12 protein-coding genes, 1 pseudogene and 1 riboswitch are annotated in these 24,493 nt (G+C 71.4%); of the genes and pseudogenes, 4 read left to right on the top strand and 9 right to left on the bottom strand.

All coding sequences use genetic code 11. From position 1 onward, the window contains the following. Window positions 1-80: 80 nt before the first annotated feature. The 5 genes from ACFUN8_RS09880 to ACFUN8_RS09860 form a co-directional block, all read right to left on the bottom strand. Window positions 81-1,838 carry an ABC transporter substrate-binding protein gene (locus ACFUN8_RS09880; protein ID WP_383634065.1) on the bottom strand — a complete coding sequence of 586 codons (1,758 nt, stop codon included), beginning with the start codon at window positions 1,836-1,838 and terminating at the stop codon, window positions 81-83. Window positions 1,839-1,933: 95 nt separating this feature from the next. Continuing rightward, on the bottom strand, window positions 1,934-2,932 hold the full coding sequence (locus ACFUN8_RS09875) for an ABC transporter permease (protein WP_383634063.1): 999 nt from the start codon (window positions 2,930-2,932) through the stop codon (window positions 1,934-1,936). Window positions 2,933-3,326: 394 nt separating this feature from the next. Next, window positions 3,327-4,121, bottom strand: a complete 795-nt coding sequence (locus ACFUN8_RS09870; protein ID WP_383634061.1) for an enhanced serine sensitivity protein SseB C-terminal domain-containing protein — start codon at window positions 4,119-4,121, stop codon at window positions 3,327-3,329. A gap of 131 nt (window positions 4,122-4,252) precedes the next feature. After that, window positions 4,253-5,002 (bottom strand): enhanced serine sensitivity protein SseB, encoded by a 750-nt coding sequence (locus ACFUN8_RS09865; protein WP_383634059.1) that lies wholly within the window; start codon window positions 5,000-5,002, stop codon window positions 4,253-4,255. 353 nt (window positions 5,003-5,355) lie between these two features. Then, on the bottom strand, window positions 5,356-6,030 hold the full coding sequence (locus tag ACFUN8_RS09860) for an AAA family ATPase (RefSeq protein WP_383634057.1): 675 nt from the start codon (window positions 6,028-6,030) through the stop codon (window positions 5,356-5,358). A gap of 204 nt (window positions 6,031-6,234) precedes the next feature. Continuing rightward, window positions 6,235-6,332: riboswitch (glycine riboswitch) on the top strand. A gap of 159 nt (window positions 6,333-6,491) precedes the next feature. On the opposite strand from ACFUN8_RS09860, the gene gcvT reads away from it, so the two are divergent. From gcvT to ACFUN8_RS09840, 4 genes are all read left to right on the top strand, one after another. Continuing rightward, the gene (gene gcvT / locus ACFUN8_RS09855) at window positions 6,492-7,655 is read left to right on the top strand and encodes a glycine cleavage system aminomethyltransferase GcvT (protein ID WP_383634055.1); all 1,164 of its coding nucleotides are present in this window, start codon (window positions 6,492-6,494) and stop codon (window positions 7,653-7,655) included. Window positions 7,656-7,735: 80 nt separating this feature from the next. Next, a complete protein-coding gene (gene gcvH, locus ACFUN8_RS09850; protein WP_383634053.1) occupies window positions 7,736-8,113 on the top strand; it encodes a glycine cleavage system protein GcvH in 378 nt (125 codons plus the stop codon). A 16-nt stretch (window positions 8,114-8,129) separates the two neighbouring features. After that, complete coding sequence (gene glyA / locus ACFUN8_RS09845; protein ID WP_383634051.1) at window positions 8,130-9,398, top strand: serine hydroxymethyltransferase; 1,269 nt, start codon at window positions 8,130-8,132, stop codon at window positions 9,396-9,398. Window positions 9,399-9,568: 170 nt separating this feature from the next. Next, complete coding sequence (locus tag ACFUN8_RS09840; RefSeq protein WP_383634049.1) at window positions 9,569-10,951, top strand: L-serine ammonia-lyase; 1,383 nt, start codon at window positions 9,569-9,571, stop codon at window positions 10,949-10,951. Window positions 10,952-11,040: 89 nt separating this feature from the next. Here ACFUN8_RS09840 and ACFUN8_RS09835 read toward each other — a convergent pair whose 3' ends face one another. The 4 genes and pseudogenes from ACFUN8_RS09835 to ACFUN8_RS09820 form a co-directional block, all read right to left on the bottom strand. Further along, window positions 11,041-12,495, bottom strand: a complete 1,455-nt coding sequence (locus ACFUN8_RS09835) for an MFS transporter (protein WP_383634047.1) — start codon at window positions 12,493-12,495, stop codon at window positions 11,041-11,043. Then, complete coding sequence (locus ACFUN8_RS09830) at window positions 12,492-13,619, bottom strand: alpha/beta fold hydrolase (protein WP_383634045.1); 1,128 nt, start codon at window positions 13,617-13,619, stop codon at window positions 12,492-12,494. Before ACFUN8_RS09830 ends, ACFUN8_RS09835 begins: the two co-directional genes overlap by 4 nt. Beyond that, window positions 13,616-16,126 (bottom strand): thioester reductase domain-containing protein, encoded by a 2,511-nt coding sequence (locus tag ACFUN8_RS09825; RefSeq protein WP_383634043.1) that lies wholly within the window; start codon window positions 16,124-16,126, stop codon window positions 13,616-13,618. Before ACFUN8_RS09825 ends, ACFUN8_RS09830 begins: the two co-directional genes overlap by 4 nt. After that, a pseudogene (locus tag ACFUN8_RS09820) lies at window positions 16,119-24,482 on the bottom strand (HAD-IIIC family phosphatase); the annotation flags it as partial. The pseudogene ACFUN8_RS09820 and the gene ACFUN8_RS09825, both read right to left, overlap by 8 nt. Window positions 24,483-24,493 lie beyond the last annotated feature (11 nt).

The following is a 24,493-nucleotide window of genomic DNA, read 5'->3' as shown; positions in this document are numbered from 1 at the left end:
GGGGTGACCCGGCCGGCGGACCCGAAGCCTTCACCTGCCTTTCAGGCATTTCGGGGGGTTGGGAAAGCTCTACCGCTGGATTAGGTGGTGGAGCCGATCAGCAGGTAGTCGTACATGCCGAGGTACGCCTGGGTCACGGTGACGTTGGTCGCCGAGTCCGGGCGGTACAGCAGGTTCTTGCGGTAGATCAGCGGCACGACGGAGGCGTTCTCCATGACGAGCTTGTCGACCCCGCCCCACGCCTTGGTGCGGGCGGCGGCGTCGGTCTGCGCGATACCGTCCGACAGCGCCTTGTTGATCGTCGGGTCGTCCAGCTCCATCAGGTTGTTGCCGCCCGAGGGCTTGATGGCGGAGCCGTTGACGATCTGGTCGAGGAAGCCGAAGCCGGTCGGCCAGTCGGCGCCCCACGCCATCATCATCATGCCGAGGTCGTGCTCCTTGACGTAGCTCGGAACACCGGCGAAGTTACCGAAGTACTTGCCCGACGGGTACTGCTTGATCTCCGCCTCGATGCCGACCTTCTTCAGCGAAGCCTGGATGGCGGTCGCCATCTGCACCTCGTCGGGACGGTCGGAGCGGGCCGTCAGGTTGGTCTTGAAGCCGTTCGGCTGACCGCAGTCCGCGAGGGCGGCCTTGGCCTTCGCGACGTCGCCCTTGTTGCCCTCGGTCTGGTACAGGTCGAACTTCTCGTACCCGTTGACCGTCGGCGGGAGCAGCGTGCTCGCCACGTCGCCCTTGGTGTCGCCACCGAGCGCGGCCTGGACGGACGCCTTGTCGACCGCGTACTGCACGGCCTTGCGGCAGTCCGCGTTGTCGAAGGGCTTCACCTTCGTCGACAGCGCGAGGTACGAGGTGGCGCCGGCGTACGAGTTGTCCGTCTTCGCCTTCTCGCTCTGCTTGGTGAGGACCTTGGGCTGGGTCTTCGTCTGAAGGCCGGTGCCCGCGGCGTCCACCGTGATGTTGTCGCTCATCAGGTGCTGGTCGACCGTGGTCGGGTTGACCTTGAACTTGATGGTGATCTTGTCGGCGAGCGCCGGGCGGATCGGGTCGGTGGCCTTGTCCCAGTGCGGGTTGCGCACGAGGGTCGCGCTGCGGCCCTCGTTGTACGACTCGAACTTGTACGGGCCCGACGACGCGATCGCCTTGACGTACTCGGCGCCCTTGTCCTTCGCCGCCGGCACGGGGGCCGTCTGCGAGAAGGTCGCCAGGTAGTCGAAGTCGGCGAACGGCTTGTTGAGCTTGAAGATGATGGTCTGGTCGTCCGGGGTCTCGATGGACTTCAGACCCTCGGCGGACTTGTCCTTGTACGGGCCCTTGTACTTCTCGCCGCCCTCAAGGTAGGCCTTGAAGTAGGTGGGACCGTGCGAGAGGGCCTCGGGCGCGAAGTTGCTGCGCTCGATGGCGTACTTGACGTCCTTGGCCGTGACCGGGCTGCCGTCGTCGAACTTGACGCCCTTGCGCAGCTTGTACGTCCAGGTCTTGGCGTCCGCGCTCGGCTCGCCCAGCGACTCGGCGAGGTCGGGGACGACCTCCAGGCCCTCCTTGCCGGCGGCCGGCTTGAAGGTGGTGAGCGTACGGCCGTACAGCCGGGAGAAGTTCTGCACCCAGCCGTAGTAGGTGTTGCCCGGGTCCAGGGAGTCCGGCACGTCCGAGTGCTCGAAGGTGACGGTGCCCCCCTTCTTGTCGGACTTGTTGACGACCGAGGTCAGTCCGGCGTCGATACCGGCGCCGCCGCCCTTGCTGTCGTTGTCCTTGCTGTCCGAGCCGCCGCACGCCGACGCGCTGAGCGCCAGCACGATGGCTGTCGCCAGGACAGCTGTCGCTTTCTTGGTCTTCATCCTGAGGAAAGCCCCTCTATCAATGGATACGGCACGGAGCTCAAGGTCGGCCGCTGTGGATGGTGCTGAGTGTTACGTGGGTGCTGCGTGGGTGGTTACTTGCTGCGGGGGTCGAGTGCGTCACGCAGCCCGTCACCCAACAGGTTGAAGGCCAGCACGGTGATGAAGATCGCCATGCCGGGCACGAACATGTAGTGCAGATCGACCTCGTACAGGTCCACCGCGGTGGTGAGCATGCCGCCCCATGAGGCCTGTGGCGGGGCGATGCCCACTCCGAGGAAGCTCAGACCGGCCTCGAAGAGGATGTTGGTGGGGATCAGGAGCGTCGAGTAGACGAGGATCGGCGCCACGAGGTTCGGCAGCAGTTCCCGGAAGAGGATGAAGGGCCCTCGGGCCCCCAGACTTCGGGACGCGTCGACGAACTCGCGCCGGCGCAGGCTCATGGTCTGCGCGCGCACGATCCGGCCCATGTAGGGCCAGTTGAAGAAGCCGATCACGAAGATCAGCACCGCGATCCGCAGGGGTAGTCCGCTGAGTCCGAAGGCGCCGTCCTGGAGGGCGGCGGAGATCGAGATCGCGAAGAGCAGCAGCGGGAAGGCGAGGAAGGTGTCCATCAGCCGGCTGACGACGGCGTCGACCCAGCCTCCGTAGTAGCCGGCGATGACGCCGAGGAGGGTGCCGATCGCCACGGAGAGCAGGGTGGCTCCGGCGGCGACGAGGAGCGAGACCCAGGAGCCCTCGATGATGCGGGCGAGAAGGTCACGGCCGAGGCCGGGCTCCACACCGAGCGGGTGGTCCCAGCTCATGCCGCCCCAGGCGCCCTTGGGGGCGAGGAGCTCCGGGTCCACCAGGTCCTGGTTCAGCGCGTTGGGGTCGAGGCCGAAGACGGCCTGGATGGGCTTGGCCAGTATCGCGAGGAGGACCAGGAGGATGACAACGATGCCGCCGGCCACGGCGGCCTTGTCGCGCTTGAAGCGCGTCCAGGCTATTCGGCCGAGCGAACGACCCTCGATCTGGCTCTGCTTGGCGCCCGTGAGCACTGCCTCCGGCTGCACTTCGGCAGCCGACTTGGTGGTCTCGATCGGTGCGGTCACAACGTCTTCGACCCCTCCTGGCCGGCGGTCGCCGGCCCCATACCCGCCGTTGTAACGGCCTGTCTCGCATCAGTTGGCGCACACGTCGGTGCTGGTGTCGCGGAAGCGTCCCGTCGAGGGCTTCCCGTGGAGCGATGCCGGACTGCTCGCACAGAGGACCGACGGTCCCCGCTGCCGGGAGTCTTCATGGCCGTAGTGATCACCCGCCAGTGGTCAAGGGGAATGTTTGCTCAAACGTGATGGAGTCAGACACCTACCGTTATCCGGACGTTGTGATCGCCTGAGCGGAACGGCGGGCCGTTTTCGCTACGTTTCGGTACGGCTCGCGCCGTCCGGAGAATGTACGGCGCGGCTGACTGTACTGGTCGGTACGGGCCGGGGCGCCGCCGGGTGGTCAGTAGGCGCGCGGGGCGGCCGGCGGGTAGCCGTAACCGGACGCGGCCTGCGGCGCCCCGTGGGCCTCCCGGTCGTAGAACGGCCGCGAGTTGGCCCGCAGCCACATCGTGACCGGGTCGTACTCGTCCGACATCGCGACGGTGGAGACGGGCAGCCCCTCGGGGACCGCGCCGATGGACTGCTGCATCATCGCGCGTACGGCGTCCACGGACGCCGGGCTCGTGTCGTACAGATCCAGACCGATGGTGAGATACGGCGCGCCGAGCGCGGGGTGCACCCAGGCGCGGCGCAACGACCGTACGGCGGGGGTGCGGTGGGCGTTCTGGGTGAGCAGCGCGTAGAACTGCGGGATCTCGACGGCCGGTTCGGACAGCCGCAGCGGTCCCGCCGGCATCCGGTCGAGGCCGGTGGCGATCCGGCGCAGGTCGAGCCACGGGATGCCGACGCCGCCGCCGGGCGCGTGCGGGTTCAGCCAGATCCCCCAGCGTTCGGGGTAGAGGGCGCGGGCGACGTCGCGGCCGGTGACGACCTCGTGCGCTCGGTTCCAGCCACTGACGGACAGCTCCTGGGCGGAGGTGACGCAGGGCGCGTAGCCGAGGCCGTCGACCTCCATGTTCCCGTACTGCGCGTCGGGCGAGCCCGCGCGGCCGTGCCAGAGCAGCATCCACACCTGGCCCCCGGAGCCGTCGGCGAGTGCCTGGAGCAGCGCCTCGTAGGCGTCGTAGCGTCCTGGCGTCACCTGGCGCAGCATGTGCTCGACCTGCCCCGTCGCCGCGGTGCCTGACGCGCTCACTCTTGGTCCCGCCCCTCGTCGATCCATTGTTTGGACCGGCCTCCCCCGCTTCGGGCCCGTGCCGGCCAGGCCATCAAACCAGCTTAGACCGGCGGGTCATGGCCGGTTCCGGGGCCGGTCGCGACGGCGTGTTACGCGGGCGGAACGGCCGTCCGCTGGTAGAAGGGCCGCACCCGCTCCAGCATCCAGGTGCCGACCGGGTCCTGAGTGGCGTCCAGCAGGACGAGATTGACCGGCCAGCCGACGTGGACGCGGCCGAGTGCCCTGCCCAGCGCGTCCATGGGCGCGTTGCGTTCGGCGGCCTCCCAGGAGGAGAGCTGCACACCGACGAAGAGCACCGGGGCCTCGCCCTCGACGCTGGCGAGCCCGCGGCGGGCGCTGAGGACGACGCCGGACGCCTCGAACTCCTCGGCCGCCGCGGTCAGGAAGTCGACCGGGTCCTCCTGCCAGTCGGGCTCGAAGAGCCGCACCCGCCCGCCGCTCGCGGGGCCGTCCAGGGGCGTACGGCCCACCCGGCACAGCTCCGCGACGGCGAGCGGCGGCAGTGGGGCGCCGACCATGCCGCCGGGGTTCACGGCGATGCCGAGCTGCGGGGGCAGGCCGCGGGCGAACTCGCGGGCCGGGGCGACGGTGAACGGCATATGAGCCCCGACGCACTGGAGGAACTGCTGCTCGGAGCTGAAGACGGGGACGTACGGCGCGCCCTCGATCTCCATGGTGGGCAGATCCAGGGCGGGGCTGTCGGGTCCGCCGCCGTTGGGCAGCGGCACCCAGAGCCGGCTGCGCCCGAGCACCTCGACGAGCCGCCCGCCGGCGGCCGCGTTCCCGAGCGAGGCGGCGAGCACCTCTTCCAACTCGTTGCCCGGCCATGCTGTGTTCACGTAACTCTCCCGTGTCGCCCGTGCGTGCGGCCCGCCCCGCGTGCCGCGGAAACCCTAACGCCGCGGGCCCGTGGCCGCGCGACGCCGACGCCGGATCCGCGCTCCGCCCGCCCACCGGCGACGCGGGGCGCCAGGACCCCCGCGTGGGGATTCGTCCCCGATCGCCGGACGGGCCGCACGCGGCGGCGCTCCGGTGATCGGGGGTAGGCCCAGCCCAGCCGGGACCCCCCGCGTGGGGATTCGTCCTCGACCGCCGGACGGGGCGCATCCGCCGGCCCTCCGGTGATCGGGGACGGCCCCGGGCCGGAGGGCGGCCCGCGCGCCCCTGCCGCGTGCCACGCGCACGGCCCCGCTCACGCCCCCGGGAAGTCGATCCCCGTCAGTGCCCCCGCCGCGTCGCGGTCCAGGAGGACCGCCGACGCGCAGCCCGGTGGGAGGTGGCCGGATTCCGCCGCCGTGACGAGGCGGGACACCGCGCGGCGGTGGCGGGCGAAGGCGTAGCCGGACACCCCGCGCCCGCGCTCGCGCTGACCCGCGCGGGCCGTCTTCGGGGTCACGTCGAGCAGCACCAGATGGAGCCTTCTGCCGCGGCGGCGGGCCTCACGGGCCAGCCAGCGGCGGACCCACGCCTGGGTGCCGCAGTCGTGCACCACCACGCTGTCACCGGAGCGCAGCGCGCGCCGCAGCCCCGCGTAGTGCGCGAGGCGCACCAGCGGCCGGTAGACGGCGTACGGCAGCCGCTCGGGCAGCCGGCCCGCCCAGCGGTCGCGGGTGTCCTGCGAGTCGATCCCCCGGCCCGCGGCGGCCCGGCCGATCAGTGTGGACTTCCCGCTGCCCGGCAGGCCCGAGACGACGACCACGTCGCCGTCGCCGAAGGTCAGCCGCCGGGGCCCCCGCCGTCCCCGTTCCCGCAGGTCCCGGATGACCGGCGGCACCGCCGCCAAGGCCTTGCGGGGGACCGCGGCCGGCTGGGCGGGCACCCCCGCGGTCGTCGCGTACGCACCTGCACGGGACCGCTGCAACGTCATCGCCCTCCCCCTGTCGGGTCCATCGCCGTGGCCGATGACCCTTGCCCATCAAGTGTAAAGAACTGGTAATACGGCACCAAGCGTTTTGCTGCTCACGGCCCTGTCGGCCCCGTCCGGCCGCCCGGTGGGACGTCCCCGCCGCCCTCCCTCCCTACGGAGGCCGTCGCGTGCGATGATGTGCGCGCCAACTCCATACCGGCCGTTCGAATCCGCGCGGGAGAGTCCCGGTCACCGTTGGTGCCGGGCGCCGAAGGAGCAAGTTCCTCCCTTGAATCTCTCAGGCCCAGTACCGCGCGGACGAGGCAGATCTGAAAAGCGAATCGCCGTCAGGCGCTTCCACCCAAGGTGCAAGTCACGACCTCCGTATGCGTACGTGTACGTACACGTCGTGATGAACCTCTCAGGTTCCGATGACAGATGGGGAGGATTGTCCTCTCTGTCATGCCCTGGGAGCCACACCTATGAGCGATACGTCCGACACCCCCGTCCCCGAAGCGGCCGGTCCCGACGCCCCGCGCCTCACCGCGCTCGACGCCGTGCACCGCGCGCTGGGCGCCACGATGACCGACTTCGCAGGCTGGGACATGCCGCTGCGCTACGCCAGCGAGCGTGAGGAGCACCTCGCCGTCCGTACGAAGGCCGGTCTCTTCGACCTCTCCCACATGGGCGAGATCACCGTCACCGGCACGCAGGCCGCCGAGGCGCTGGACTACGCGCTGGTCGGCAACATCGGCACCCTCGCCGTGGGCCGCGCCCGCTACACCATGATCTGCCAGGAGGACGGCGGGATCCTGGACGACCTGATCGTGTACCGCCTCGACACCCACGGCGCCCCCGAGTTCATGGTCGTCGCGAACGCCTCCAACGCGCAGGTCGTGCTCGACGAGCTGACCGGCCGCGCCGCGGACTTCGATGTCGAGGTGCGGGACGACCGCGACGCGTACGCGCTGCTCGCCGTCCAGGGCCCGCTGTCGCCCGGCATCCTGGCCCAGCTCACCGACGCCGATCTGGCCGGGCTCAAGTACTACGCCGGACTGCCCGGCACCGTCGCCGGCGTACCCGCGCTGATCGCCCGTACCGGCTACACGGGTGAGGACGGCTTCGAGCTGTTCGTGGAGCCCCGCCACGCGGAAGGGCTGTGGCAGGCCCTGATGGCCGCGGGCGCGTCCGCCGGACTCGTACCCGCCGGCCTCTCGTGCCGCGACACCCTGCGGATGGAGGCGGGCATGCCGCTGTACGGGCAGGAGCTGACGACCGGCCTCACGCCCTTCGACGCGGGCCTGGGCCGGGTCGTCAAGTTCGAGAAGGAGGGCTACTTCGTGGGCCGTACGGCGCTGGAGGCCGCCGCCGAACGCGCCGAGACCGCGCCCCCGCGCAAGCTGACCGGACTCGTCGCCACGGGCCGCCGCGTGCCGCGCGCCGGATACCCGGTGGTGGCGGACGGTGCGGTGGTGGGCCATGTCACCTCGGGCGCTCCGTCGCCGACGCTGGGCCGGCCGATCGCCATGGCCTACGTGGACGCGTCGCACGCCGCGGCGGGCACGACGGGCGTCGGGGTCGACATCCGGGGCTCGATCGAGCCCTACGAGGTCGTCGCGCTGCCCTTCTACAAGCGTCAGAAGTAGCGCCCGCCGGACCGGGCCCCATCTCACTGGGCAAGACACGTGTTCACCACCACTCCCCCGCGTACAGGAGAATTCACGACATGAGCAACCCCCAGCAGCTGCGCTACAGCAAGGAGCACGAGTGGCTGTCGACCGCCGATGACGGCGTGTCGACGGTCGGTATCACGGAGTACGCGGCGAACGCCCTCGGCGACGTCGTGTACGCCCAGCTCCCCGAGCTCGGTTCCACGGTGACCGCGGGCGAGACCTGCGGCGAGCTGGAGTCGACCAAGTCGGTCAGCGACCTGTACTCCCCCGTCACGGGTGAGGTCACCGAGGCGAACCAGGACGTCGTGGACGACCCCTCGCTGGTGAACTCCGCACCCTTCGAGGGCGGCTGGCTGTTCAAGGTGCGCGTCACGGAGGAGCCGAAGGACCTGCTCTCCGCCGACGACTACACCGAATTCTCCGGCAACTGAGACCCCAGGGACTGTGATGTCTTCGAAGTCGCTCCTCAACTCCTCTCTCCACGAGCTCGACCCCGACGTCGCCGCCGCCGTCGACGCCGAACTCCACCGCCAGCAGTCGACGCTCGAAATGATCGCGTCGGAGAACTTCGCCCCGGTCGCCGTCATGGAGGCGCAGGGCTCCGTCCTGACCAACAAGTACGCCGAGGGCTACCCGGGCCGCCGGTACTACGGCGGCTGTGAGCACGTCGACGTCATCGAGAACATCGCGATCGACCGGGTGAAGGCGCTCTTCGGCGCCGAGCACGCCAACGTGCAGCCCCACTCAGGCGCGCAGGCCAACGCCGCGGCGATGTTCGCGCTGCTGAAGCCGGGCGACACGATCATGGGTCTGAATCTGGCCCACGGCGGTCATCTGACGCACGGCATGAAGATCAACTTCTCCGGCAAGCTCTACAACGTGGTCGCCTACCACGTCGACGAGGAGACCGGTCAGGTCGACATGGCCGAGGTCGAGCGCCTGGCCAAGGAGTCGCGCCCGAAGCTCATCGTGGCCGGCTGGTCCGCGTACCCGCGTCAGCTCGACTTCGCCGCGTTCCGGCGGATCGCGGACGAGGTCGACGCGTATCTGATGGTCGACATGGCGCACTTCGCCGGTCTGGTCGCCGCGGGCCTGCACCCCAACCCGGTGCCGCACGCGCACGTCGTCACCACGACCACGCACAAGACCCTGGGCGGCCCGCGCGGCGGCGTGATCCTCTCCACCCAGGAGCTGGCCAAGAAGATCAACTCCGCGGTCTTCCCCGGACAGCAGGGCGGTCCGCTGGAGCACGTCATCGCGGCGAAGGCGGTGTCCTTCAAGGTCGCGGCGACCGAGGAGTTCAAGGAGCGCCAGCAGCTCACGCTGGACGGCGCGCGCATCCTCGCCGAGCGCCTGGTCCAGGACGACGTCACGAAGGTCGGCGTCTCGGTCCTCTCCGGCGGCACGGACGTGCACCTCGTCCTGGTCGACCTGCGAAACTCGGAGCTGGACGGCCAGCAGGCCGAGGACCGGCTGCACGAGATCGGCATCACGGTCAACCGCAACGCCGTCCCGAACGACCCGCGCCCGCCGATGGTCACCTCCGGCCTGCGGATCGGCACCCCGGCGCTCGCCACCCGCGGCTTCACGACCGAGGACTTCACCGAGGTCGCGGACGTCATCGCGGCGGCGCTGAAGCCCGAGTTCGACCGCGACGCCCTGGCGGCGCGCGTGACGGCGCTGGCGGCGAAACACCCGCTGTACCCCGGCCTGTAGTCGCACCCGCGACCACGGCTCGGGCGTCTCCGGACTTCCGGACACGCCCCCGGGGCACCGCGCGCACCCGATCGGCGCGCGCGGTGCCCCGTACCGTTCCACCCTGTATGTGCGGTTTCTGCACCACCCCGGCAGACAACGGCGTCTACCAACCAGCTAGGAGTCCCACCGTGGCCATCTCGGTCTTCGACCTGTTCTCGATCGGTATCGGCCCGTCCAGCTCCCACACGGTCGGTCCCATGCGCGCGGCGGGCCTCTTCGCCCGCCGGCTGAAGAACGAGGGCCTGCTGGCCCACACCGCCAAGGTCAGGGCCGAACTCTTCGGCTCGCTCGGCGCCACCGGCCACGGCCACGGGACGCCCAAGGCGGTGCTGCTGGGCCTGGCGGGCGAGTCCCCCCGTACCGTCGACATCGAGTCCGCCGACGCGCGGGTGGACGCCATCCGTACGGAGGGCCGCATCAGCCTCCTCGGAATGCACGAGATCGGCTTCGACTTCGACGCGGACCTGGTCCTGCACCGGCGCAAGGCACTGCCGTACCACGCGAACGGCATGACGGTCTCCGCGTACGACTCCGACGGCGGCACCCTCCTGGAGAAGACGTACTACTCGGTCGGCGGCGGGTTCGTCGTGGACGAGGACGCCGTGGGCGAGGACCGCATCAAGCTGGACGACACGGTGCTGACGTACCGTTTCCGCAGCGGTGACGAACTCCTGCGGCTGGCCGGCGAGACCGGGCTCTCGATCTCCGCGCTGATGCTGGAGAACGAGAAGGCATGGCGCACGGAGGCCGAGATCCGCGAGGGTCTGCTGGAGATCTGGGGAGCCATGCGGGCGTGCGTGGCACGCGGCATGGCGCGCGAGGGCATCCTGCCCGGCGGCCTCAAGGTCCGCCGCCGCGCGGCGAATTCGGCGCGGCAGCTGCGCGCCGAGGGCGACCCGGCGGCCCACGCGATGGAGTGGATCACCCTCTACGCGATGGCGGTCAACGAGGAGAACGCGGCGGGCGGCCGTGTCGTCACCGCACCCACCAACGGCGCGGCGGGCATCATCCCCGCCGTCCTGCACTACTACCTGAACTTCGCCGCGGCCGGCCACACGGACGCCGAGAAGGACGACGACATCGTCCGCTTCCTGCTCGCCGCCGGCGCGATCGGCATGCTCTTCAAGGAGAACGCGTCCATCTCGGGCGCCGAGGTCGGCTGCCAGGGCGAGGTCGGCTCGGCCTGCTCCATGGCGGCGGGCGCCCTCGCGGAGGTCCTGGGCGGCAGCCCCGAACAGGTCGAGAACGCCGCCGAGATCGGCATGGAGCACAACCTCGGCCTAACCTGCGACCCGGTCGGCGGCCTCGTCCAGATCCCGTGCATCGAGCGCAACGGCATGGCGGCGGTCAAGGCGGTGACGGCCGCGAAGATGGCGCTGCGCGGCGACGGCAGCCACAAGGTGTCCCTGGACAAGGTCATCAAGACGATGAAGGAGACCGGCGCCGACATGTCGGTCAAGTACAAGGAGACCGCGCGGGGCGGGCTCGCGGTGAACATCATCGAGTGCTGAGGCGGGTACCGACCCCGTTTCACGACCCTGTGTTCATGATCCGGTGTTCATGATCCGGTGTTCACGACCCGCTGTTCACGACTCCGTGTTCATGACCCGGTGTCCGCCGACCGGGCGCGGACCCGACTCCGCGGGAGCAGCGGTTCACCCTGCCGGCCCCGGCGCATGAGGACCACCGACCAGACGCCGATCACCGCCGCGAACAAGGTGGAGCCGATCGTGATGACGGCGAATCCCTGACGGGAGGCGTCGGCGGCGCTGCCCACGAAGCTGGCGAACAGCGAGCCGAACAGGGACACCGCGATGGCCTCGCTGCCGAGCCGTACGGTGTTGATCCACCCGGCCGCCATGCCCGCCTCCTTCTCCGGCACCTGCGACAGGGCCTCACCGTCCACCAGACCGGCCTGCAGACCGAATCCGACGCCGACGACCGCCATCGGCAGCGCCATCCACACCAGGCCCGGCCCGGCGCCCACGCCCGTCAGCACCAGGCCCACGACGAGCAGGGCGATGCTCCACGTCATGATCTTGTCCAGGGGCGTCCCCCGGGCGGCCAGCCGCCCGGCGATCAGGGGCGCGACCAGTACGGGCACGGTCAGGAACATCAGGAACGCGCCGCTCGCCCCCGGGGAGAAGTCGTAGGCGCCCTGGAGGAAGACCGGCAGATAGGCGACCGCGTTGGTGAAGGTGAAGGAAGCCACGGCGACCACGAGCGTGATGCCGGAGAAGCGCCGGCTCCGCAGGGTGCGCAGGCTCAGCAGGGGGCTCGGCGCGGTGGACTCACGCCAGGCGAACAGCCCGTAACAGACCGCCCCGGCGACCGTGCAGAGCAGGAAGGGGAGCGACACCCACCCGGTGGCCGAACCGAGCGCGAGACCGCCGAGCACCAGGGTGGTCGCCGCGCAGAAGAGCACGGCTCCCGCCACGTCGATCCGGGCGGCGTGCCGCTTCTCGTGGTCGGCGGCCCGGCGGATCAACGGCATGCCCGCGCAGGCGACGACCAGGCAGACCAGTTGGAACCCGTAGACGAGCCGCCAGCCGGCGACCTGGGTCAACAGACCGCACAGGGTCGGGCCGAAGGCCAGGGACAGGCCGGCGACCGACCCCAGCAGGGCGAACGCGCGGGTTCGGCGTTCGCCCTCGAAATTCGACGACACCACCGCGGTGCCCACCGAGAAGACGGCCCCCGCCCCGGCTCCCGCCACCAGCCGGGCCGAGTCCAGGACCAGATAGTTCGTCGCGGCCATGCTCAGCGCGGATCCGGCGCCGAAGATCAGCAGTCCGGTCAGCAGGGCCCGCCACCGCCCGACGATGTCCGCGACGGAGCCCCAGACGAGGGTCGAGCAGGCGAAGGTCAGGTTGTACCCGTTGAGGACCCACTGCTCGCCGGTCGGCGAACTTCCCAGGTCGTCCGCGATGTCGCCCAGGGACACGGCCGTTCCGGACACCGACAGGGGGACGGTGAAGATGGCGAGCAGGATGAGGGGCATCACCAGGCGTGCGCCGGGCGCCCCGGCGCCCGGCCGCCCGTCGGCCGATGTCATCGAGCGCCACTGCCTGTTCCCGCGCGGACCTGTCCCGGCGGGGCGGACCGGCACTCGTCGAGGAAGTCCACGATGTGGCCGAACACGTCCAGCGCCGCGTTGCGGCCGATGAACGCGTCGAGGTGACCGTAGCCGGGCACCTCCACGTAGCGGACGTCCATCTCCGGGTACCGGCGGGACAGGACGTCGTGGCAGATCTCGTTGGAGTCGTACCAGAAGCGGTTGTCACTGCCGGACAGCAGCATCAGCGGTGCCTCGAACGAGCCCGCGTTGTCGAGGGCGTTCTTCGGCAGGGCGTCGTACCGGCCGTCGGAGTCGTTGTACCGCATCATCGTGTGGGCCAGTTCGATGCTGCGCAGATGCGGCAGGATCCACATCGGCACCGTGCCGTAGAGGTCGGCCAGGCGGTCGTGGGTGATCTCGTGGAGATTGTCGTGCTCGAAGAGCGAACCACCCACGCCCCACGAGTCGTTGTGGAGTATCTGGCAGTTCGGGTCCTTGCACTCGGCGCCCAGCGAGACCTCCGCGAAGATCAGCGACTGCTTCGACCAGAGGCCCACCTTCTTGAAGTCGGTGGGGATGTTGACGAAGCTGGACCGGAGCAGCTCCCCGCCGAAGTGCAGCCGCGCGCGCGTCTTCCAGGACATCTTCGGTGTGAGGAACACCCCCTGCGCGACGACGCCGGAGAGGCCGGGCACCAGGCCGGCCGCCATGCTCAGTGACAGGCACATCGCCCCGATGCAGTGCGCGACGGCCAGCAGCCGGCGACCGTCGATCCGTTCCCTGATCAGCGCCACCGCCTCGGGGATGTCGTAGAGCGCCACGTCGTCGAAGGTGTAGCGCACCCGGCCCTCGTTGTACGGAAGCCGGCAACTGCCGCGCCAGTCGAGCAGCCAGGGCTCGTAGCCCGCGTCGAGCAGGACGTCGACCAGGTTGCGGGTCTCGGGCAGGGTGAACATGTCCGCCGAGGCCGTGAGGCCGTGCAGGACGAGCACGGCCGGACGGTCGGTGGAGCCGTCCTCGGGGGCGACCCGGCACAGGCCGAGTTCCGTGCCGTCGGAGGCGGTGAAGGGAATCTCCTCGACCCGGTCCCCGAGTGCGTGGTGGAGGGGCCTCAGCGTCATCGGATCTGCTCCCTTTTGATCATCAGCTTCCTGATCTTGCGTTGCAGCTTGTCCTTGTCCCGGTCGATCGCGTCCCGGCGCAGGTCGAGGAGTTCGGCGGCGACCCGCAGGGTCGGCTCCGCGAGCCCCATGCCCACCTGCACGAAGAACCACGAGAGCCAGGCCAGCTTGGCGAGCCGCTGTTCCTGCGGCGACAGCCTCGGGTCGACCCGGATCCCGTCGATCTGGTCCGGGACGTAGCTCTTGCCGGGCACCGTGACGACGCCGGCCAGGCTCGCCGGCTCCCCCTCGCGCCCGATGGTGACGTCGATGGTCCGGGTCTGCTTCCAGAAGTCGCGGCTGGCGCGGGCGGTCTTCCAGCCCTCCAGCCACCAGCGGCCGCCGTCCCGGTCCACCAGGACCAGGCGATAGCGCAGCAGCGGATGGTCGCTGCCGTGCCGCAGCGGGACGCCCTCGTCGGGGCGGACCCAGATCTCGCCCGCCTCCACCGTCAGCGGCCGCCGGTGCAGACGCTCGCAGGTCACCTCGCCGCGGACGTCGATCTTCCGGTGCCGTACGACCTGGTACATGCTCGCGATGGACAGCGTGAGGGCCATACGGCACTTGGTGTCGGGGTCCGCCCCGACCGGGCCCACGTGGCCCTTCGTCCGCTCGCGGAACGACAGATAGGGCGGGTCCTCACGGCTGGGCAGCCGTGCCACGCCGTCCTTCGCCATCCGCTCGAACGCCTTCAACTGGGCCTGCGCGCCGTACCGTTCCGCCATCGGCAGCCGGTGCCGCGTCACAAACCTCTCGGTACGCTCCGACCCGGCCTCGGGGCCGAACATCAGCGCCTCGAACAGCTTCATCGCGGTGGGGCTGCGCAGGATGCGGATCAGGAAGTCGAGTTCGGGAACCGGTTCGGCGGCGTGCCGCTGGAGCAGATCGTCGCGCCAGTCCCGCCAGTTGGCCACCCGTACGTTCATGCCGGCCAGCCTCATGTCCTTGACCAGCTCCGGCAGCGTCTCCGCGCGGCCGGTCAGGTTGTAGTTCTGGCCCCAGGCCTGGGGGTCGAACACCACCGCGGCCGCCACCTTGCTGATCCAGTCCACCGGCGCCAGGTTCATGAACTTGAAGGCGGGCACGGCCCGGTAGCGGGAGAACGCACCGATCAGGCCGGTGCTGAGGTCGCGCGGGTTGTACACACCGGTACGGGTGTGCCCGCCGATCGCGCCCGGCCGCAGGAACGTCGCGGTGAGGCCGTGTTCACGGGCCCGCCGCAGCACGGCCTCGGCGGCCCACTTCGACTTGTCGTAGCCCGCGAAGAGACGGTCGATATGGGCGACCGGGTCGTCCTCGCCCATCTTCTCGATGCCGACCTCGTTGAACACGGCGACCGACGAGACATGGTGCAGCGGCTTGGCGCGTCCCGTCATCGCCAGCTCCGCGAGGACCAGCGGGCCGAGCACGTTGGTCTGGCGCAGCGAGGGGTAGCCGCGCAGGAAGTCGACCGCGGCGGCGACGTTGACGATCGAGTCGATGTCCTGGACCAGGCCCGCCCAGGTCTCGTCCGACAGGCCGAGGCGGGGCCGTCTGAGGTCCGCCGCGAGCACGGTGACCCGGCGCCGGACCTCGAAGGACCAGGGCTGCTCGAAGCTCGCCAGGGCCTCGGCGAGGCGCCGTTCGGCGGCGGCGTCGTCCGCCGCGCGCACCAGGCACACCACGTGCGCGTCGCCCTGCCGCAGCAGGTCGAGCAGGAGGTGGCTGCCGAGGTAGCCGGTGGCGCCGGTGAGCAGGATGCGGCGCGGCGGGACGGGGTCGACCTGGTGGCTGAACGGCAGCCGGTCGGCGAGCGCGAGGTCGGCCAGGATCATCTCCAGGTCCTCGTCCACCCCGTCGGCCGGCCCGCGGACGACGACCGGCTCGATGGCTGGCGCGGTCGCCGGCGCTGTCGCCGGTGCGGTCGTGGACGACAGCGCGTGCGGCTCGGTGCCGGGTGCGGCGGTGCCGGGTGCCGCGGTGTCGGGCACGGCGGTGTCGGGCAGCGTGGTGGGCAGCCCCGCCGCCGCGGCCCAGCGCTGTGCGATACGGCGGGGCCGGGCGTCCGCGAAGACGTCGTCCAGCGTCACCCGTACGTCCAACTCCCTGGCCAGGACCGCGACCAGTTCGACCGCGTCGACCGAGGACAGACCGACGTCGAAGAGGTCCGTCTCGGTTCCGGCCGGGCTCCCCGGCAGGAATCGGGCGGCGCGGGCGACGATGTCCGCGGCGACCTCCGCGACCCCGCGGGTCCCCGCGCCGTCGGCGGCGGCCGGCCGCGGGGCGGGGGACGCCGTGCGCGGGGCGGCGGGTTCGATCCGCGGTGCGGCGGGTTCGATCCGCGGTGCGGGGGCCTCGGCCGTCCCACGGAAGCGCGCGAGGAGGTCGGCGGCCTGGGCCCGGCCCGGCCCGCGCCGTTCGATCACCTCCGCCTCGGGACGACGGTCGACACTCCGGTTGCGGCTGGTGCCGCTACCCGCCTCAGGCATTGCTGTCCTCCGCTGCGTTCTTCTCGGATCCGAGGTCCCAGGAACGGAACTCCCGGAGTTGCGCGAGTGCCACCACCGCTTCGAGGCGCGGGGCCTCGACATCGCCGCCGCCCAGGCGGGAGACCAGGCGCCGGGCGGGAATGTTGCGGGGCGTGTTGTCGGCGACGAGGCGCACCGTGCCGCATCCGTGGGCCTCGGCCCGGTCGGCCAGCCACCGCAGCAGCCGGTCCTCCACGCCACGGCCGAGCACCCGGCAGCTCATCATCCAGGCGACCACTTCGAGCGTGTCCCCGTCCGCCGTGACGGCCAGGACGCCGATCTGCCCGTACGCACCGAACCGGTCGCGCGCGGTGGCCGTCCACACCTCGCCGTCCTTGCGCAGCCGCTCCAGTTCGGCGGCGTCCAGGGGGCGGGGCCTCAGGTTGAACTGGTTGGTGCGCCTGCTCAGTTGGATCGTGCGCTCGGCCGTCTGCTCCGACACGGGCTCGATGTCGAGTTCGAGCTGAAGGTTCTCCAGGAACTCGGCGAAGCCCAACTGGGCGCGGGCCTCGTCGCGTACCTGCTCCTCCTGGTAGAAGCCGGCCCTGGCGGCGTCCTCCGCCGTGGCCGCGCGCGGCACCATCGGCCACAACCGGTGCACCAGTGCGCCGAGTTCGCCCGCGCTCGGGCAGGTGACACACAGCACCTCGGGCAACTGGGCGCGCACCCCGGCGATTTCCACAGGGTTGTCGTCGAGGAACAGGAAGCTGTCGAGACCGAGCCGCAGATCTTCGGCGATCCTCACGATCCGCGTCCATTTCGGCTCCCACGCCGCGGAGATCGCGGCGAAGTGCTCCCGGCGCAGCGGGCTGTCCGGCCGGTCGAGGATGCGGTGCACCGTCTCCTCGTCGTTGTTGGAGACCAGGGCGAGCAGTACGCCCGCCTCCCGCCACTGCAGCAGCCGCCGGGCGAGCAGGGCGCGGGGCCCGGTGAAGTCGACGTGGTCGGGACCGATCTCACCCGCGACGCCGCTCCACAGCGTCTCGTCGCCGTCGACGACGATCACCTTGGGCGCCCGGCGGCGGACGTTCCACGCGATGTCGGCGAGGCGCAGCGCCACGACCGCCTGGAACTCGTCCTGGAACGGCAGGTGCGCCATGGTGTCGGTGTGTGCGTCGAACACGTCGTCCGCCGGGTGGTCGTCGTCCTGCCACGTGTCCGACGGCAGTACGGCGATGCCCGGCCGGTCCACGAGAGCCGCCGTCACCTGCCGCTCCCACGCGCGCAGCCGCTCGTTGTCGGAGCGCTCCGGCAGGAAGGCCACGACGAGCGGGGTACGGGTGCGTTCGGCGAGGGCGCGCAGGGCGGCCGGGTACTCGTCGGCGAGTTGGGCGAGCAGATCGCCGCCCTTGCCGGTGTCGGCGCCCGAGTCCGAGTCCGGGTCCGCGTCCGCGTCCGCGTCCGCGAAACGTGTCAGGTCGCCGGGACGCAGCAGGACCAGGCCGGCGGCGGTCGACTTCTCGGCGAGCACGCTGCCCGGGTCGTGCAGGCTCGCGAGGACCTGGTGGTAGGGGGCCTCGACCACGGTGAAAGGTCCGCCGTCGACGCCGGCGTCCTCCAGGGCGACCGACAGCATCGCCGGGAGGTTGCCGAGGGCGAAGGTGGCTGCCACGGCGATCCGGTCCGCAGGCCGATCCGCAGGCCGGGGCGCGGGCCGGGCCGCAGGCCGGGCCTCGGGAGCCGACCCGGTTTCGGGGACCGACGCGGACTCGGCGACCGCTGCGGCTTCGGGGGCCGCTGCCGTTACGGAGGCCGAGGCGGTCACGGATGCCGCGTCAGGTTCGGCGGCCACATGGGGCTCTGGGGCCACGGGAGGTCCTTCCGGTAGCGCGACCAGGGTGTCGGGGCCGTCGGCGATCGCCGCGGCGAGGGCGAGGCAGCCGCGCGCGAGGTCGGCGCAGCTCGCCTCGTCGAGGATGTCGGCGTTGTATTCGAGGCCGACCTTCCCGAGGCCCGGCATCACCGTGACCATCAGGTCGAGGTCGGAGTAGCCGGTGCCGGCCGGGACGATCCGCAGCCCCTCCACGGCGCCGGCCTGCGGCGGCATGTAGTTGAAGTAGACCTCGACGAGGGGCGCGTCCTTGCGGAAAAGCCCCTCCTCGACGAGGGCGGACATCGCGTCGAAGAACGTGACACCGCGTTCCAGGACCCGGCTGAGTCTGCTGTCGGTGCGGCGCAGTACGTCGGCCGCGGCCTCCCCGGACTCCACCTGGGCGGCGAACGGGATGGGGAGGCCGAAGTACCCGACCGCGTCGAGGGCGGACACGTGCATGCGGGTGTCCACGGGGACCGCGAGGACGAACCTGTTCCGCTGGCGCAGCCGGGCGAGGTGCACCGTCAGGACGCCGAGCCAGAAGGCCGCGGGCGTGATGCCGAGCCGGTTGGCGCGGGCCGCCACCTTTTCGTGCAACTCCCGCGGCAGGTCCGCGAGGTGCATGGCCGAACGGAACGACCGCTGCGCGGGCCGGGGCCCGGCCAGTTCCAGGTCGAGGCGCCGAGCCCCCACGAAGTCCTCGCGCCAGTCGGCCGAGGGAACCGGCTGGTCCGCCGGGCGCGCGGCCTGCGCGCGCAGCAGCAGGTCGATGTCGCGGTTGGTGACGGCGGCGGGCGGCTCGGCGCCGCCGAGGCCGGCGCCCAGGCCGTGCGCCACGAGCATCAGCGAGGCCAGGTCGGAGACGGCGTGGTGCGCGCCGAACACGAGGACCTGCTCGCCGGACGGGAAGGCGAGCAGCTCGAACCGCCACAGCGGGGCGAGGGTCAGATCGAACTCCGGCTCCATCAGCGCCCGCAGCCGCGCGTCCACGTCGGTGCCCTCGTCCACCGGTGACCAGCGCACCAGGTCGCCGCCGAGGGTGCGCCGTACCTCCAACTGCTGCCCGCCGTCCGCGTCCGGGACGATCGCGGTGCGCAGCGCGGCGTGCCGGGCGGCGAGCGAGGCGATCACCTCGGTCAGGCGGTCCTTGGTCGTCGGGTCGGTCAGGCGTACGGCGAGCCCGATGTGGTGCGTGACGCTCGGGGTGCCGTGCTGCTCGGCGCGGAGCAGGCGTACGACGTCCCGCGTGGCGGGATGGCGTACGACCTCCGCCACTTCCTCGGCCTCCTCGGCGCCCCCGTCGGGCTGCACGCCGTCGGCGGCGGCCCCGTCGACCGGCTGTCCCGCGCCCGCGATGAGCTGATCGGCGATGGTTTCGACGCCGGCGCCGTTGAACAGCGAGGCGATCGGCAGGGACTGGCCGAAGTCCGCCTCGATCAGGCTGCGAATCTGCATGGCCATCACGGAGTCGAGGCCCTGGCCGACGAGCGGCGCGACGGTGTCCAGCTCCGAGGTGTCGAACCCCATGGTCCCGGCGAACCGGTAGCGCAGCCGGTCCACGACCGCGTCCCGCGAGTCGAGCGCCATGTGCCCGCCCGCGGCGGACGCGTGGCCGGCGCGGGCCACGGTGACACGGCGGCGCGGCGGGAACAGGCCGACGAGGAGCGGGGGCAGCAGGCCCGGCCCGGTGGACCGCAGGACGGGCTCGTTGAGGACGGCGGCGAGGAGCAGCGCGTCGTCGGCGTCCAGGGAGAGGGCGGCATCCCGGGTGAGGGCGGCGTCCAGGAGGCCGAGTCCCTGGTCGGTGCCGAGGGCGGCGATCCCGCTGCGGTTGATCCGCTCCAGGTCGGCCTCGCCGAGGTGTCCGGTCATGCCGGTGGCCTCGGCCCACAGGCCCCAGGCGAGGGACAGTCCGGGCAGCCCGGTGCGGCGGCGCTGCTGGGCCAGCGCGTCGAGGAACGCGTTGGCGGCGGCGTAACCGCCCTGCCCCGCACCGCCGAGTACGCCCGCCAGCGAGGAGAAGACGACGAAGGCGGACAGGTCGGCTCCCGCGGTCAGTTCGTGCAGATGCCAGGCGGCGTCGGTCTTCGGCCGCAGCACGGCGTCGAGGCCGTCCGCGTCGATCGACTCGACAACGGCGTCGCGCAGGACGCCCGCTGCGTGTACGACGGCGGTCAGCGGATACTCGTCGGGTATCTCGCGCAGCACCCGCGCCAACTGCCCCCGGTCGGCGGCGTCGCAGGCCCGCACGGTGACCCGGGCTCCCGCTGCCGTGAGTTCGTCGCGCAGCGCCTCGGCCCCCTCGGCGGCGGGGCCGCGCCGGGAGAGGAGAAGCAGGTGCCGGGCACCGAGTCCGGCGGCGTGCCGGGCCACGTGTGCGCCGAGGCCGCTCGTCCCGCCGGTGATCAGGACGGTGCCCGTACCGAGGGCCGCGGCCGTGCCGTCGGCGACCGGTGCTGTCGTCCGGCGGCGCAGGGCGGGCACGTACAACTTTCCTTTTCGCAGGGCCAGTTCAGGCAGGCCGGTGCGCAGTGCGTCCCGCAGCGCGCCCTCGTTGAGGGCGTCCAGGTCGCCGTCGGCGTCCACGAGGACGACGCGGCCGGGGTTCTCCGCGCGGGCTGCTCGGGCCAGGCCCCACACGGAGGCGTGGGCGAGGTCGACGGCGGTGCCGGACTCCTCGGCGCCGGTGGGCACGGCGTGGCGGGTCAGCACGACCAGGCGCGCCGAGGCGGGCCGGTCCTGCGCCAGCCACTCCTGAATGCCGCGCAGCGCGTCCTGGATCACCGCACGCGCACGGGCGGCCTCGTCGCTGGTCTTGTCGCCGGTCTTGTCGCCGGTCTTGTCACCAGAACCGGCCCCGGCCTCGGCGGCCTTCAGGAGCGTCACATCCGACATGTCCGTGCCGGTGCCGGGGTCCGTGTCGGCGTTCGGGGCCGAAGCACCCTCGCCCGCCGCGCACTCCGACCACTCGACGGACAGCAGCACCTCCGTACCGCTGTCCGGCGTGGCGAGATCGCCGGCCGTCACCGGGCGTACGAGAAGCGAGTCGATCCGGGCGACCGGCGCGCCGGACGGGTCCGCCGCCTCCACCGTGAAGGTGTCTCCCCCGGTCGGGGCGATGCGTACGCGCACCTCGCTCGCACCACGGCCGTACAGGGTGACCGATCCGAAGGAGAAGGGCAGCGGCGTGCGGCCCTCCAGGCCGTCCACCGCCGCGGCCTGCAGCGCCGCGTCGAGGAGGGCGGGGTGCAGGCCGAACTTCTGTGCCTCCTCGGCCTGTCGGCCGGGCAGGGTGACCTGCGCGAGGATCTCGTCGCCGAGCCGCCACACGTCGGACAGCCCCTGGAAGGCCGGTCCGTACTCCAGACCCGCGTCGGCCATCGTGTCGTAGTGGTCGGCGGCGTCCAGCCGCTCCGCGCCGGCGGGCGGCCACGCCGTCCCGTACAGCGGGCCGTCGGTCTCCGGGACCGTGGTGGCGCCCGTGCCGTCGCTGGTGACGAGTACGGCGCTGGCGTGGTGGGTCCACTCCGCCGTGTCGTCGTACCGACGGGGCCGGGAGTGGACGTCCAACGAGCGCCCGGTGCCGTCCGCGGCTCCGATCTGCACCTGCAGGTCGATCTCGCCCTGCTCAGGAAGGGCCAGCGGTGCGTGCAGGGTCAGATCCCGCAGCCCCTCGCAGCCGACCTCGTCGGCTGCCCGGAGGGCCATTTCCACGAAGGCCGTTCCCGGGAGCAGTACCGTGCCGAACACGGCGTGGTCCTCCAGCCACGGATGCGTGGCACGCGATATCCGCCCGGTGAGCACGACATCGTCACCACCCGCGAGGCGTACTGCGGCGCCGAGCATCGGATGCCGCAGCGCCTCCAGACCGGCGGAGCCGACGTCGGCGGCCGTCGCGGCGGCGGGCTGCCAGTACCGGCGGCGCTGGAAGGCGTACGTCGGCAGCTCGACCAGACGGCCACCCGCCACCCACGGCGACCAGTCCACCGCCACCCCGGCGACGAACACCTCGGCCAGGCCGCGCAGCAGTTGGGCCTCTTCACCTTCGTTGCGGCGGAGCGTGCCGACGGCGGTCACTCCGTTCGTACGAAGGTGATCGGCGTACTGCGTCACTGCCCCGAGCAGAACGGGGTGGGGGCTGCTCTCCACGAAGACGCGGTGCCCGGCCTCAAGGAGGTTCCGCAGGGCGGCGTCGAAGCGCACCGTCTGACGCAAGTTGGTGAACCAGTACTCCGCACCCATCACCGCCGTATCGATCAACTCACCCGACACGGTTGAGAACAGCGGCACTTGACCCGTACGCGGCTCAATACCCCCCAGCACATCGAGGAGTTCGGACTTCAGGTCTTCGACCTGCGGCGAGTGCGAGGCGTAGTCCACCGCGATACGACGCGCCTGGACACCGTCCGCCTCACACCCGGCCAGGAATGCGTCCAGCTCGTCGGGTGAACCGGAGACCACGACCTGCTCGGGCCCGTTCACCACCGCGACCTGAAGTCCGTCCGACAGCCGGACGGCCACCTGCTCCTCGGGAGCCAGCACCGACACCATGCCGCCACGCCCCGACAGCCGCAGAATCGCCCGGCTCCGCAACGCCACCACCCGCGCCGCATCCTCCAACGACAACGCCCCCGCCACACACGCCGCCGCAATCTCACCCTGCGAATGCCCCACCACAGCCGAAGGACGAACACCCAACGACCGCCACAACTCCGCCAACGACACCATCACCGCGAACAACACCGGCTGCACCACATCAACCCGCCGAAGGAGTTCCTCATCCCCCTCCCGCACCACGCTCAACAGCGACCAGCCATCGATATACGGCTCCAACGCAGCCGCACACTCAGCCATCCGACCCGCGAACACCGGCGAGAACTCCAGCAGCTCACGCCCCATACCCACCCACTGCGCACCCTGACCCGGGAACACAAACACCACACCACCAGAGCCGCCCGAAGCCCCCGCCCGCCCCGAAACAGCACCCGAAGCCGCACGCCCCGCAGCCAACTCCCCCAGGCCAGCCGCCAGTTCAGCCCCGCCATCGCCAAGGACAACAGCCCGGTGCTCAAGCACCGCACGCCCCCCGGTCAACGTGAACCCGACATCCCGCGGATGGAGTGCGCCGCCCTCGCTGATCCGGGCGAGCAGGCGAGTGGCCTGCTCGGCCAGCGCCGCCTCGCTCCGCCCCGACAACACCCACGGCACCACACCGCCCAGCGACGGCCCCGCCACGTCATCCGACACCGACTCCCCTACCGGCGCGGCCTCCAGAATCACGTGCGCGTTCGTCCCGCTGTAGCCGAAGGACGACACGCCGGCCCGGCGGGGGCGATCGGTCTCCGGCCACGGCTCGTTCTCCGTAAGGAGCTTGACCTGGCCCTCGGTCCAGTCGACGTGGTGCGAGGGCTCGTCCACGTGAAGGGTGCGCGGCATCAGGCCGTGCCGCATCGCCTGCACCATCTTGATAATGCCCGCGACACCGGCGGCGGCCTGCGTGTGACCGATGTTCGACTTCACCGAGCCCAGCCACAACGGCCGGTCCTCGCCCCGCCCCTGGCCATACGTCGCCAACAACGCCTGCGCCTCGATCGGATCACCGAGGGTCGTGCCCGTGCCGTGTCCCTCGACGACGTCGACGTCGGCCGGACCCAGCCCGGCACTGGCCAGGGCGTCCTGGATCACCCGCTGCTGCGCGGGGCCGTTGGGAGCGGTCTGGCCGTTGGAGGCGCCGTCCTGGTTGACCGCCGTACCGCGGACGACCGCCAGGACCCGGTGGCCGAGGCGCTCCGCGTCGGAGAGGCGTTCCAGGGCCAGCACGGCCACACCCTCGCCCCAGCCGGTGCCGTCCGCCGCCGTGGCGTACGACTTGCAGCGGCCGTCGGCGGCCAGGCCGCGCTGACGGGAGAACTCCACGAAGACGCCCGGCGTGGACAGCACCGTCACACCACCGGCCAGAGCCAGCGTGCACTCGCCGTCACGCAGCGACCGCACCGCCTGGTGCAGAGCCACCAGGGACGACGAGCAGGCCGTGTCGACCGTGACGGCGGGCCCCTGCAGTCCCAGCGCGTACGAGACGCGTCCGGAGACGAGGCTGCCGACGCTGCCGCCGCCGGGGTCGTAGTCGTGGTGGAAGGAACCGGCGAAGACACCGGTGCGGGTGTCCTTGAGGGTCTGCGGGTTGATGCCCGCGCTCTCCAGGGCCTGCCACGAGGCCTCCAGCATCAGACGCTGCTGCGGGTCCATTCCGTGCGCCTCGCGCGGGGTGATCCCGAAGAACGCCGGATCGAAGTCCGCCGCGTCGTGCAGGAATCCGCCGGAGCGGGTGTAGGTCTTGCCGGGGTGTCCCGGTTCCGGGTCGTACAGCGCGTCGACGTCCCAGCCGCGGTCGGCCGGGAACGCGCCGATCGCGTCCTCGCCCTTCACGACGACATCCCACAGGTGGTCCGGCGAGGACACGCCGCCCGGCAGTCGGCAGCTCATGCCGACGATCGCCACGGGTTCGGTGCGGCGGC

This window comes from Streptomyces sp. NPDC057307 (genome assembly GCF_042667665.1).
Classification (GTDB): domain Bacteria; phylum Actinomycetota; class Actinomycetes; order Streptomycetales; family Streptomycetaceae; genus Streptomyces.
This window is presented reverse-complemented; position numbering and strand designations above follow the sequence as displayed.

What these genes read in the sequence shown, in the direction of transcription:
- glyA (WP_383634051.1), top strand. Translation starts at nt 8,130, where the DNA reads ATGTCTTCGAAGTCGCTCCTCAACTCCTCTCTCCACGAGCTCGACCCC.
- ACFUN8_RS09825 (WP_383634043.1), bottom strand. Translation starts at nt 16,126, where the DNA reads ATGCCTGAGGCGGGTAGCGGCACCAGCCGCAACCGGAGTGTCGACCGT.
- ACFUN8_RS09860 (WP_383634057.1), bottom strand. Translation starts at nt 6,030, where the DNA reads ATGACGTTGCAGCGGTCCCGTGCAGGTGCGTACGCGACGACCGCGGGG.
- ACFUN8_RS09830 (WP_383634045.1), bottom strand. Translation starts at nt 13,619, where the DNA reads ATGACGCTGAGGCCCCTCCACCACGCACTCGGGGACCGGGTCGAGGAG.
- ACFUN8_RS09880 (WP_383634065.1), bottom strand. Translation starts at nt 1,838, where the DNA reads ATGAAGACCAAGAAAGCGACAGCTGTCCTGGCGACAGCCATCGTGCTG.
- ACFUN8_RS09835 (WP_383634047.1), bottom strand. Translation starts at nt 12,495, where the DNA reads ATGACATCGGCCGACGGGCGGCCGGGCGCCGGGGCGCCCGGCGCACGC.
- gcvT (WP_383634055.1), top strand. Translation starts at nt 6,492, where the DNA reads ATGAGCGATACGTCCGACACCCCCGTCCCCGAAGCGGCCGGTCCCGAC.
- gcvH (WP_383634053.1), top strand. Translation starts at nt 7,736, where the DNA reads ATGAGCAACCCCCAGCAGCTGCGCTACAGCAAGGAGCACGAGTGGCTG.